This is a genomic window from Bradyrhizobium arachidis (assembly GCF_024758505.1).
GTDB lineage: Bacteria > Pseudomonadota > Alphaproteobacteria > Rhizobiales > Xanthobacteraceae > Bradyrhizobium > Bradyrhizobium manausense_C.
Map to the genome: position 1 here is coordinate 1,865,718 of NZ_CP077970.1, position 12,668 is coordinate 1,878,385.

General features: G+C 58.5%; 10 protein-coding genes and 2 pseudogenes. 10 read left to right on the forward strand and 2 right to left on the reverse strand.

The annotated features are described in order from the left end of the window. Positions 1-9 precede the first annotated feature (9 nt). Entirely contained in the window at positions 10-333 is a 324-nt protein-coding gene (locus KUF59_RS44335) for a hypothetical protein (RefSeq protein WP_408918085.1), read from the reverse strand. Between the two features lie 111 nt (positions 334-444). Between KUF59_RS44335 and KUF59_RS08325 the strand changes: the two genes are divergently transcribed. Then, positions 445-1,065, forward strand: coding sequence for a hypothetical protein (locus tag KUF59_RS08325; RefSeq protein WP_258769232.1), 621 nt, complete (start codon positions 445-447; stop codon positions 1,063-1,065). A gap of 672 nt (positions 1,066-1,737) precedes the next feature. Here KUF59_RS08325 and KUF59_RS08330 read toward each other — a convergent pair. Then, complete coding sequence (locus tag KUF59_RS08330) at positions 1,738-2,091, reverse strand: hypothetical protein (RefSeq protein ID WP_258769233.1); 354 nt, start codon at positions 2,089-2,091, stop codon at positions 1,738-1,740. Between the two features lie 489 nt (positions 2,092-2,580). Between KUF59_RS08330 and KUF59_RS08335 the strand changes: the two genes are divergently transcribed. From KUF59_RS08335 to KUF59_RS08375, 9 genes and pseudogenes are all read left to right on the forward strand, one after another. Next, a complete protein-coding gene (locus KUF59_RS08335) occupies positions 2,581-2,940 on the forward strand; it encodes a hypothetical protein (protein ID WP_258769234.1) in 360 nt (119 codons plus the stop codon). Positions 2,941-3,916: 976 nt separating this feature from the next. Continuing rightward, entirely contained in the window at positions 3,917-4,084 is a 168-nt protein-coding gene (locus tag KUF59_RS08340) for a hypothetical protein (RefSeq protein WP_258769235.1), read from the forward strand. 122 nt (positions 4,085-4,206) lie between these two features. After that, entirely contained in the window at positions 4,207-5,535 is a 1,329-nt protein-coding gene (locus KUF59_RS08345) for a DUF3422 family protein (protein WP_258769236.1), read from the forward strand. Between the two features lie 999 nt (positions 5,536-6,534). Next, positions 6,535-7,626, forward strand: a complete 1,092-nt coding sequence (locus tag KUF59_RS08350) for a hydrogenase small subunit (protein ID WP_258769237.1) — start codon at positions 6,535-6,537, stop codon at positions 7,624-7,626. 21 nt (positions 7,627-7,647) lie between these two features. Then, on the forward strand, positions 7,648-9,429 hold the full coding sequence (locus KUF59_RS08355) for a nickel-dependent hydrogenase large subunit (protein ID WP_258769238.1): 1,782 nt from the start codon (positions 7,648-7,650) through the stop codon (positions 9,427-9,429). 15 nt (positions 9,430-9,444) lie between these two features. Continuing rightward, a pseudogene (gene cybH, locus KUF59_RS08360) lies at positions 9,445-10,182 on the forward strand (Ni/Fe-hydrogenase, b-type cytochrome subunit); the annotation flags it as partial. Positions 10,183-10,200: 18 nt separating this feature from the next. After that, on the forward strand, positions 10,201-10,782 hold the full coding sequence (locus KUF59_RS08365) for a HyaD/HybD family hydrogenase maturation endopeptidase (protein ID WP_258769996.1): 582 nt from the start codon (positions 10,201-10,203) through the stop codon (positions 10,780-10,782). Between the two features lie 30 nt (positions 10,783-10,812). Further along, positions 10,813-11,100: pseudogene (locus KUF59_RS08370) on the forward strand (HypC/HybG/HupF family hydrogenase formation chaperone); the annotation flags it as partial. 600 nt (positions 11,101-11,700) lie between these two features. Next, positions 11,701-12,552 carry a hydrogenase expression/formation protein gene (locus tag KUF59_RS08375; RefSeq protein WP_408918086.1) on the forward strand — a complete coding sequence of 284 codons (852 nt, stop codon included), beginning with the start codon at positions 11,701-11,703 and terminating at the stop codon, positions 12,550-12,552. The last annotated feature ends 116 nt before the right edge of the window (positions 12,553-12,668 follow it).

Genomic DNA, 12,668 nt, shown 5'->3' on the forward strand with positions numbered 1-12,668 from the left:
CGTCCGAGGTTACTCGGGCGTACCGACCCGATCCTCATCACAGGCGGACGAGTCGTGGCAGATTATAGGGAAGTATTTGTCGGAATCGACGTGGCGAAGCTGAAAAGCGCGATCGCGGAAAGACGCCGGGAAGGAGAGGCTCGCTTCTTCGGTGAGGTTGACGCGTCGGCGACCGGCATGCGCCGGCTCGTTGAGCGGATCGCCAGCCGGTTTGATGGTGTGCATTTCTGTCGCGAAACAGGTCCGACTGGCTATGGCCTTTATCGCCTGATCCGATCGCTCGGCCATGAATGCACCGAGGTAGCGCGATAGAGGCAAGCACGCCCAGGTCATTGCCACCCTTCTGAGACTCGTCAGCTTCTTGAAAGCTAGGCCTGCGAGCATCAGGCAGTTGGCCTTTAGACGATCGAGCCGTCTTAGGTTTTCAGAGGAAAGGAGAGTGCTATGGACTTCAATCGAATCAACGGTGCCGGATCCCCACCAATGACCCCAGGGTCCTACGTCCTTACTCAGGAGGATGCCGAGCTGTTTCGACAGGCATTGGGGGAATCGTCTTCCAGTGCTGGGGGAAACCCCGCAACCGGCCATCCAGAGGTCCTTGATGTCTCACATGCCGCTCCGCGGTACTTTTCCCACGGCACCCAACGCGCGCCCCGACAGCTAGCAGACGCGTTGTTCCACATGGGCCTCGCGCCGGATTCGGACCAGCCGAGGATGCATTACAACATCCGCGGTGAGCGCTACACGGGTGAGTTGGGGCCAGGAGGGCTAACCGACATTCGTCTTACACACCATCCCCGCGCTCGAAATGAGCAGGTAAATGAAGCCGGGCCGTCGTCTGTCACGCCATCAGCGGGTCAACCGGTGCCAGATTTCGGCGACATCTTCCCGATCAACCCAAGGAACTACGTGCAATGGGCCACGTTCGGGCTGATGGACGCATTGCGCGAAGCGAATCTCATGCCGAGCGCAAACCGCCCCACAATTGTCAACATCAGCCAACGGCCCTATATAGCCGAGCTTGTTGAGGGCGCGGTTCGTCTCACGCCGCGGGCCCCCGAGTAACTGCAGGGGTTTGAATCAACGCGGTTGGTACCATGAGCGAGTAGGCTGCTTGAGTTCTCCCTCCGGCCTCTCGCAGAACGGTCCGCGGCTCTTTCGACCCATACCACTTCCACCAGGCAAACGTGCCGGCTATGCCGAATTGCCATTGGACGAGGGTTCGTCCCCAGACCGGTCATTGCAGGAGACCCGCGCCTGATGTTGTGAGTTCTGCATCGTCCACAGTGCATCAGCCCACCGTCGACATACCGACACCATGGGAGGTCGGGATGTGCCCGGGCCATCCAGAGGTCAAATGGGATAGTAGAGAAAAACCTTTAAGCGTTAGCCTCTGCGCGGCCCACTGTTGCTTACGCTTTGTCGTCAGTGCCTCACCCAGCCGGCTGCGGGGGATCTCGGCGTTACAGCAATCGATCGTCGTCTGGATCCGCGACAGCCGACTTCACACCGTGTGTCCCGTACAACCGCCGCGAAGCTACAAGCCGGACGGCCTTCGCAATATGCGGTCGAAAAGGGTAGCGGGTTTAGGACTGACAGACGTTGTGGCGCTCGCAAGGACTGTTCGCCTTTGCGAGCCGCCGCGGCCAGCTATCTTTCGACCTGATAGAATACTGAGCGTGCCATCATGCGGCTTGTGGCCCGGGTCTAGTGTGAAATCAGGGCGGGCTCCAGAGGTCAAAGGCTGTAAGCGAAGTATGAATCTTCGTTGTAGTCGAACATGTGGGCGTCACGACGCTCGACTTTTACTGAGAAATAGGAAGACGTGTCGTGATCAAAGCCGTTGTACGCCCCCGAGCCGTTCGGCATGAGCGTGAAATGCGAATACTCTCCATGGTGATAGACGTTTGCTAACTCGCCACTAACGTAGCAATGGCTGATGTAGTCATACCCGCTAACTCTGCCGTTCCGAACGCAGACGCTGATCCTGTTGTAGGCGCTGGTCTCGTGTTCGTACACCCTGGTGACAAGACGACCGAGACTGTGAGCCAGTGCAACCGCGGCTGCGGCCGCCCGAATACAGGGTTTCACGTTGTCTCCTTGCTGCTTGATCGGAGAACTTGGGGTGGAGGCGTGGCTTGATGCGCGCGTGGAGACGCGCCATGCCCACCTCTACGTGGCGCGGCGATTTTGTGCCTTAAGAAGCAAGCAGTATGCCGAACCGCGGCTGAAGCAGCTGCAAGCATTCCATCCAAGGACCGCTCTCGAAGAATCTGGCGTCCGAGCCATTCTGCGCCGAATCGTCGACGTGGCAGTGATAAGCGCCTGACGTGAGCCGGCGGTCGTCACCTCGCGAATGTGAGGAGGATAATTCCTTCCAAAAGAGGGCTTGAATCGGACGTTGCGTCAAGTTGTACTGGAGGCGAAAGCCCTTTCGAGAAGACCTAAACCAAAATGACGCGATCCTTCCTCGCTACTATACTATGTTCCGTATCCGCTTTGATTGGGATGGCCGGAGTCTCGCTCGCTGGCCCAATCGGACGCTACGACTGCGCCATTGTCGCCACATCTCGATATCCAGTGGGTGATCGCAATGAACACGACGTCGTCAGCTTCCAATATACGTGCAACGGCGTCGATGGGGCATTCAAAAATGCCGTAGTTACAGCAATATCTGTTGTGGAGCTCGATAACGAGGAGGGAACCTATTTGGCTTCGTTTAGTCTTCACCGCTCACCCGATGGTTTTGCAGCTGAGCAGTTTTTGGAAGGCATCGGCGACATCGTCGTAGAGGGCGACAACGCCGTTGGAATTGAAGCGTACGGAAAGACGTCGTTTAAATTCGCATCCGGTACCTTGGAGTGTCTCGCAGACAAGACGGTCAAGTTCACGGCCAAGCCCACCGGTTTCGGCAAATTCAAGCTGGAGTTTACAGACTAATCGTTCGTCAACTCGGTGCTCACGTGCAAGCGGCGCTTTATGTAGCAAAACCTCCCTGACCTCGTCCTTCTTGATTAGCGAGATCCGTCGATCTCGAAGGTTCAGGACGCGGAATCGCCATACGACAAGTTCCCACACTTGGAGCGTGAGCGGGAGGAGTTCAGCGGTGCGTGCGACGTCCAATGTTTCTCGCATTGAGCTGCTGGGACGCTACAGGAGTTATGCATATCTGCAGGTGAGGCTACGCTTGTCGACCGTCGTTTCGTGGAGTCGCTGGTTTGCAGCGGTTTAAGGCAAGCTTTTGAGGGAAGGGGATGTTAAGGCCGGATCAGGTGCAAGGCGCTCATATTGCGCGCGCCCTAGAGATCAAAGTGGCCATGGCCGTGTTAAAGATCTTTGATTGATCGCTTCAATACAACAACTCCAAAGCGTTCAACTAGCACGTCGATTGCAGCTGGAAAGGCCCGCGCGGTGCCTTGCCCCGGGACGGGTCGCCCGTTGGGGCGCGACCGGTCAGGCCCAATTCTCTCAAGGGCGAACGAACGCCGCGGCCTGAGGCGCTTGTTTAGAATGAGGTGGAGCGTTACTCGCTCCTGCGCATTGAACAAGCTGAGATCGAAGCAGAAGAATACAGGTCGAGATCTCCGCAGCTAGCTGATCGACCTCGCTGAAAAGCATTAATACCCGAAAACGGATTACTCATCCGGCGAAACATAGCCCTACCGGCGCTTGAACCAAGGATCCGGTTCGAGCGCACGTGGCTTGCGAGAACCGCGCGGATCCTTTTGTTCGAAGTCGTGCGTCTAGCTGTCCGACCGCAAACGTGCCGATGTCAACAAGTTACCAATTTGTCGGCAGACTGACATTGTGCCGGAAAGGCAACACGCGTGTTCGTGCATCGCACTGGCCCAAATCCTGCACCGCACAAAAAAGCGGGATGCCGAGGCTTACGAAACGGAGGCCTATTTGAAACTCTATGTATCAAAGCGACGATACCGACCCGGCTCCACTGTTGGTGAACAATCGCGGCAGTTCGCCCAAGAGGCTGGACGGCGCAAAGCTGATGGCCCCCATGACTTCAGCAGAAGCCTCGATGACCTCCTTCAAGATCAATTGGCTGGCGCCGATCTGGGTGGCGCAATGACTCTTTCGCGAGCTGACGACCGTCAATCTAACCGTGATCGTTTGCTGGCGGGCCTACCGATTTGGCGTCGCCGACGATGCGGCTCGCGGTGATGTGGGGCGTTGCGGGCTCGGGAGATCTCGATGGTCGATCAATTGGATTTGGCATCATTCAAGCTACATCCCGAGCGGGACGCTGTACTCGGCGAAGTGCATGCACGCCCATTTACCGGCCTAGTGTCGGCGCTCGGGATGGTGCGTTTCGTGTTTCTCGCGAAGGGCGACGACGCCGCAAGCGATCGCCGCCGGTTTATTGATTTCTGTCGGGAGCACAAGGTAACCTCGCCCGAGCCGTCCGCGAAACATCATCAGATCGGGTTCGGGCCAGTGGTGCTACGCTGGGAGCAGCATTCCGAATTTGCAACGTTCACTTGGATCTGGAGCACCGCGAACGGTCCAGCCGCCCGCCAATTTGGCGACGTCCGTGACTCCGCTCAATCATTAATCCGTGGACTATCGCAAGCTGGAGAATTGCTCGCCGCGATCAAGTTAGAGGCAGAGCGGGGAGGCGCTTGTCCGATCGAGCGCGCCGAGCAGATTTTTGACAAAAGTAGTCTGGCGATGGTCAACGTCAAGGGCGGGGCAGGCGTTGTGGCCTCCGACTTTCGCGCTGACGATAAAGGTTTTACGAGAATTCTGGTCTACGATCGCGGACTGACCCCGCACGATCTCGGCGCGCTGGTCCAACGTCTGTTGGAAATCGAGACCTACCGCTCCCTAGCGCTGCTTGGTCTATCGACCGCGCTGGAGCTTGCGCCATCGGTCGATCGAATCGATCGCCGTCTCGTCGAGGTGCTCGAAGAGATGCAGGGCGCGGAAGGGCTAAAAGTCAACAACCATCTCCTTCAGGAACTGACAGCACTGGCAGTCTCGTTCGAAAGAGACGTGGCCGGCAGTTTGTTCCGTTTCGGTGCCAGCCGAGCATACAACGAGCTGGTGCAATCGCGATTGTCGATCGTTGAAGGCGAGGGCGTCGCGGATTATCCAACTTGGTCGTCCTTCCTGGCGCGCCGTATGGCGCCTGCGATACGAACCTGCGCAACGATGGAGGAGCGCCAGGCAAATTTATCGGACAAGCTGGCGCGCGCCGCGGATCTGTTGCGAACACGCGTTGATGTTGAAATCGAGCAACAGAATCGCGACCTTTTGCGCTCGATCAACGAACGGTCGAGGCAGCAGCTTCGCCTGCAGTCCACGGTCGAGGGCTTGTCAGTCGGGGCCATCGGGTACTATGTGGTCAGCCTGTTCGCCTATCTCGCCAAAGGTGCCCACGACGTTGGACTGCACGTAGAGCCAACGTCTGTAACCGCGGCTTTCGTGCCAATCGCCGTCGGCGTGATCTGGCTGGTTAGTTACAATGTTCGGAAACGACACCTTAAGCCAGAAGACGCACCGTCCAGAGCGCGCGAGTAGAGTTTCCTGAGACAACATCGATCGCGAAGTCCTGCAGCCTGGGGCGAGGTCGGGAGAGGATATATTCAGGGGCGCCGGCTGCCCTTGCGTGCTGGCTTTGCGAAGGACGATAGTTGGTGGGCTAAATCGATTCTCATGAGATGCGTTCTCTAGTCGTTTGTTGCGAAGCGAGCGATCGCCTGACCAAGTGGCACGCGTTTCTGTATAGCAAGCCAACTCCGGATCCGATAGTTCGGCCGCACCTCGACGTAGGGCAACCAAGCCGGAGATTTCGTCGTAGCGGTCTTGATGAAGGTTTTGTTCTGGGCACTGGGGCTAAGCGTGGCGATGTGCAATGCGGGCGCTTTCGATCGTGATCCCGTTAAGAGCTGCTTGCCTAAATGCGGCCTCCGTCTGGCACACTGTTTGCTCTGCCAAACACAACATCACCAGGCCCCCCATGGTGGTGTTGGGGCGGACTCGGTGCATCCGAGGTCCAGGCGTCGGGGCCGCCCCGCTGCCCTTGTTCGAGTATAGGCGAAGACACACGTCTGCACAGCGCTAATGTTGATTACTCCACATCTCCGACAATTTTGACAGAGATTCGACCCACACAAAGCCGATACCGTTCACATCGACACGCCAGAGTGTCGTTTAGAACGTCACTGCCTTCTGTAGGTCCCGTTCCATGGCGCATGCCAAACCGCCGATTTGGAGCAGACCAGCAAGGGACGTGAAGCAAAGTCGCCAATCATATGGCTGATCGCGTAGTTTCCCGGCGCCAAGATATCCTTCAAGATATCCTTATCGTCTGCATGAACCAATGTTGGGATCGGCCGATTGCCATTCGCTGTGCTCGTTTGTCGCGATTCCGACGTCGTCGTGCGCCTGTGATTTGGTCGACGATAATCCCAACGAACGGGAACGTCTTCAGTTCGCGCACACACGGAGCCATTGGCCTGCTTCTTGCTGTTCGCTTCATCGATAACTCATCAATCGGCACAATCGGTGGGGAGCCTCATGGGAGCAGCGACGGCAACGTTCTATGGCGTGATCAGACGGCAGGGTATCACCCGTCGAAACTTTCTTAAATTCTGCAGCCTGACCGCGACGAGCCTCGGGCTTGGGCCGCTGGCCGCCAGCCGCATCGCAAATGCTCTTGAAACAAAGCCACGCATACCGGTTATCTGGATGCATGGGCTCGAATGCACCTGCTGCTCGGAGAGCTTCATCCGCTCCGCCCATCCCTTAATGAAGGATACCATGCTGTCGATGATCTCGCTTGACTATGACGATACCATCATGGCCGCCGCTGGCCATCAAGCGGAAGCGATCCTCGAAGAGACCCGTGCCAAATATAAGGGTCAGTATGTGCTCGCGGTCGAGGGCAATCCGCCGCTGAACGAGAGCGGCATGTTCTGCATCCACGCCGGCAAGCCTTTCGTCGAGAAGTTGAAGATGATGGCCGAGGACGCGATGGCGGTCATCGCCTGGGGCTCCTGCGCTGCATGGGGCTGCGTTCAGGCAGCAAGGCCCAATCCGACGCAGGCAACGCCCATCGACAAGGTCATCACCAACAAGCCGGTCATCAAGGTGCCGGGTTGCCCGCCGATCGCGGAGGTGATGACGGGCGTAGTGACCTTCATCACCACCTTTGGCAAGCCCCCTGAACTCGACCGGCAGGGCCGGCCGAAGATGTTCTACTCGCAACGCATCCACGACAAATGCTACCGACGGGCGCATTTCGACGCAGGCCAATTCGTCGAGGAATGGGACGATGAGGCGGCGCGCAAAGGATATTGCCTCTACAAGATGGGCTGTAAGGGGCCGACCACATACAACGCCTGTTCGTCGGTGCGCTGGAACGGTGGCGTCTCCTTTCCGATCCAGTCGGGCCACGGCTGCATCGGTTGCTCAGAAGATGGCTTCTGGGACAAGGGCTCGTTCTACGACCGCCTGACCAACATCAAGCAATTTGGCATCGAGAAAAATGCCGACCAGATCGGTATGGCGGCGGCTGGCGCCGTCGGCGCTGGGGTCGTCGCACATGCAGCGGTGACGGCGCTGAAGCGCTATGCCGGCAAACGCGAAGATGCGAACCGGCGTCACTGAGTGTTTTGAGGTAGGGCAAGAGTGGACCTCCAACACCCCCACGGGTTCAAGCCCGGCAAGCGCATCGTGGTCGATCCGGTGACCCGGATTGAAGGTCACATGCGGGTCGAGGTCAACATTGACTCCGACAACGTGATCCGCAACGCGGTCTCCTCGGGCACGATGTGGCGGGGCATCGAGATCATCCTGAACGGTCGCGATCCGCGCGACGCTTGGGCCTTCACCGAGCGGATCTGCGGCGTGTGCACCGGAACGCATGCGCTCACATCGGTCCGTGCGGTCGAGAACGCGCTCGGCATCGCCATTCCGGAGAATGCCAACTCGATCCGGAACATCATGCAGCTCTGCCTCCAGGTGCATGATCATCTCGTGCATTTTTATCACCTGCACGCGCTCGACTGGGTCGATCTGATGTCGGCGTTGAAGGCCGATCCAAAGGCGACCTCGGCGCTGGCGCAATCGATCTCGTCCTGGCCGTTGTCCTCTCCCGGCTATTTCAAGGACCTCCAGATCCGGCTGACAAAGTTCGTCGAGTCCGGTCAGCTCGGTCCGTTCAAGTACGGCTATTGGGGGCATGCCGCCTACAAGCTACCGCCGGAAGCGAACCTGATGGCTGTCGCCCATTATCTGGAAGCGCTCGATTTCCAGAAGGACATCGTCAAGATCCACGCCATATATGGAGGCAAGAATCCGCATCCCAACTGGCTGATCGGCGGGGTGCCCTGCGCGATCAATGTCGATGGCACCGGCGCGGTCGGCGCCATCAACATGGAGCGGCTGAACCTCGTCTCGTCGGTCATCGATCGCTGCATCGAGTTCACCGAAAAAGTCTACCTGCCCGACATCGTCACGATCGGCTCCTTCTACAAGGACTGGCTCTATGGCGGCGGGCTCTCCGGCAAGAGCGTGATGGCCTATGGCGACATTCCGGAGAACGCCAACGACTATTCTGCGAAGAACCTGAAACTGCCGCGCGGCGTGATCATCAACGGCAACCTTAACGAGGTGCTGCCGCTCGACCATGCCGATCCCGAGCAGATACAGGAATTTGTTAGTCACTCCTGGTACAAATATGACGACGAGTCAAAGGGCCGGCATCCCTGGGACGGCATCACCGAACCGAACTATGTGCTCGGTCCCAATGCGCGGGGCACCAAGACCGACATCAAGGAGCTTGACGAAGGCGGCAAGTATTCCTGGATCAAGGCTCCGCGGTGGCGCGGAAATGCCGTCGAGGTCGGGCCGCTCGCCCGTTACATCGTGGGCTGCGCGCAGAACAAGCCCGAATTCAAGGAGCCGACCGAAAAGCTGCTTAAGACGCTCGGCCTGCCGGCCAGCGCATTGTTTTCCACTCTCGGCCGCACCGCGGCACGCGCGCTGGAATGCGAATGGGCGGCCAACCAGATGCGCTATTTCCAGGACAAGCTGGTGGCACGCATTAAGGCGGGCGACTCTTCAACCGCCAATATCGACAAATGGGAGCCGGAGAGCTGGCCGAAGGAAGCCAGGGGCTATGGCTTCACCGAGGCGCCGCGTGGCGCGCTCGCGCACTGGATCAAGATCAAGGAGACTAAGATCGACAACTACCAGTGCGTGGTGCCGACCACCTGGAACGGATCGCCACGGGATCCCAAGGGCAACATTGGCGCCTTTGAAGCGGCGCTGATGGATACGCCGATGGCGGCGCCGGAACAGCCCCTGGAGATCCTACGTACGATCCACTCCTTCGATCCCTGCCTTGCGTGCTCGACCCACGTGATGAGCCCGGACGGTCAGGAAATGGCAGCCGTCAAAGTCAGGTAAAGAGGCAGGAACGTCATGATGGATGCAGGTTCACGTCCGGCGGCAGAGTCAGAGCTGGCCTCTGCCGTAATCGCGCTCGATGCCGCTGGCGAACAGACCGCCGCTCGGCCCACCATCTATGTCTACGAAGCGCCGGTGCGGATTTGCCACTGGGTGAATGCGTTGTCGATCCTGGTCCTTATGGTGAGCGGCTATCTGATCGGCACGCCGCCGCCGATGGTCGCGGCGTCCGGCAACTTTGTAATGGGCTACATCCGGTTTGCTCACTTCGCGGCGGCGCAGGTGCTCGTGGTGTTCTTTCTCGCCCGCATCCTATGGGCCGTCTTCGGGAACCATCACTCACGGCAGATTTTCTACATTCCGGTGCATCGCAAGCAGTTCTGGAAGGACGTACTGCACGAGATTCGCTGGTACGCCTTCCTGGAACGCGAGCCGAAGATTTATGTCGGCCACAATCCCCTGGCGCAGACGGCGATATTCACGGGCTTCACCCTGTTGGTCCCCTTCATGATCGTCACAGGTTTTGCGCTCTTTTCGGAAGGCGCGGGGATCGACAGCTGGCAGCACGCGCTATTCGGTTGGGTGTTCGACCTTTGGCCGAACAGTCAGGACGTTTACACTTGGCATCATCTTGGCATGTGGGCGCTCATCATATTCTTGATGGTCCATATCTATGCCGCCGTCCGCGAAGACATCATGTCGCACCAGAACATCATCTTCTCGATGATCTCGGGTGTACGTCGGTGCCGCGATAACAGGGGAAGAGGAGCGGTGCCGACATGTTCAAAGCCAAGGCGCGTCCTTTTGCTCGGTATCGGCAACATTCTTTGGGCAGATGAAGGGTTTGGGGTGCGTGCCGTGGAAGAATTTCATCACCGCTACGCCGTACCCGATGAGGTCACAATCCTGGACGGTGGTACCCAGGGGCTCCACCTCGTGAACTATCTTCAGGAATCCGACCGCCTGATCGTATTCGACGCGATCGATTATGGCCTGGAGCCTGGTCAGTTGAAGCTCGTGCGCGACGAGGAGGTGCCGCGTTTCACCGGCGTTAGGAAGATGAGCCTTCATCATACCGGATTTCAGGAAGTTATCAGTGCGTGTGACCTGCTCGGGGATTGCCCGAAACATCTCGTGTTGATCGGCTGCCAGCCGCTTGATCTCGATGACTGGGGTGGGCCCCTGACGTCGGACGTGCGTAATCAGATCGGCCCTGCGGTCGAGCTTGCCAGATTTATTCTGGTGGAGTGGGGCGTGCAGGTGACGCCGCGCATCACACCGTTACGGGAATCTGAATGGTTGCTCGCCAATGGTATCGATCACCAGCGTTACGAAGTGAGAGCGCGGACATAAACGGCGAGCGAGTTGTCGGAGACATCGCAGATGTGTCTTGGTTTGCCAATGACGATTATCGAAACCGACGGTATCTCTGCGCTTTGCGAGTTTCGTGGAAAGCGCCGTCGCGTCTGGGTGTTCTTGCTCTCCCGTCCGATTGCCTGCGCCAAGGTGCTTGTCCATGTCGACACTGCGATCCGGCTCTTGGATGATGAAGAGGCGCAGCTAATTGGCGATGCTATTGAAGGCATCGGCGCAGCGCTCAACGGCGAGGATTGCGACCGCTTCTTCGCCGACCTGATTGACCGCGAGCCGACGTTGCCCGTGCATCTACGGCTCGATCAGGCCTCTGGTCACCTTCGACTTCCTAATACGAGCCACGAGACAAGCACCGACCTTAAGAAAACGACTGTGAAGCTGGAAGACGATCCTGTGATCCATAAGATCATTGTCAGTCGTTCATGATAGCGATCGTTCCAACTAAAAACGGCCTCGTAGAATAACTGATCTGCTCAGATCTGGAGGACTGATGGAATTCCGCCTCGCACGACGCGACTGGTCCGTGCCCGATATCACTGCTCTTCGTTCTCCAGTCGTGTCCGATGAGGGTGCGGTGGCAGTGTTGATCCCGCACGCCTTGCCGAGGCGCCCGGCGTTCGCCTCGTTCTGCCTGAGTTGAACATGACTTTCGGAGGGTAGGTGCATGGCGTGGTTGTTGCGTGCAAGGCCAAGAAGGAGCTCGGTCAGCGCTATGGGCTGCGCGTGCGACCATAATGAACTGTCTCACCAAGGGAGAAACACTCGGATTGATCGCAAAATCCAGAACTGGTCGATTTATATCGTCCGCATAGCCAAGCTGACCAGGCGACCGCTCCGAGGCTCGACCGCAGGCGTAAAAACAATCGTCGCGTACTATAGGTCACACGGTGTCCGACTATGAATGCGGATTTCTTGACAGCGGCTGAAGACAAGGAGCCGCCGATGCGCGCCGAGGAAAGTCGGGACGCGGCGGGGGGCAGCCGGAGCGCCGCGGACTCCTTGGTGGGGCTTGCCATGCTCGATGGTGCCGGGCTCGCGAAGAGCTGCCCGAATGTTGTCGAGCTCTTGTCGAAGATCGCTGAAGCCATCGCAAGCCAGAAGGCAGATGCGCCCACGCAGCTGTTCCGGCTTGACGATCTCAATCATCTCGAACGCGAGCTCCTCGCTGACGTGATCGGTGAAGGTGAGGTGGCCGGCGTCGTCGCGCTGCCGGGTGGATCGCTGGTGCAGATCCAGGAAGCGGTACTTGCAGGCCTATGGCGCGTGCGGATTGAGACCGACTCTCTCCACGAGTATCTCGAGGTCGGAGCGATCCCGGAGATCGTGAAACGGGCGGCCGCGGATTTGACAGCCGCGAATTTTGAGATCGGCCAGCCGCCGGAGGGCGCCATGAACGTGCTGCCGGTGCTCGCCGAAATCCAGGAGCGGGCACCTGCCTGGCGGCCCGGCATGCACTCTCTGATCATCAACTTCACGCTGCTACCGATGAGCCCGGTCGACATGAGCTTCCTGCAGGAGACGATCAGGAACGGACCAATCCAGCTGGTCTCGCGCGGCTATGGTACCTGCCGCGTGCACGCGACCGGAATCCGCAATGTCTGGTCGGTGCAGTTCCTCAACGCCATGGACACCATCATCCTCGATACGCTCGAGGTCGGCGGCGTGCCGACGGTGGCGGTCGCGGCCGACGAGGATTTCGAGGATTCGGCTAAGCGGCTCAGGGAAATTATAGAGGTCTATTTCAATTGAGCGGGAGTGATAATTTCGGCGTGCGGCAGGATGTTACTGAGCTCGCGCGGCTCGAATGCAGCATGTGCTGGACCGTCTATGACCCCCTCGGCGCGCCCGCGACAAGTGCGTTCGAC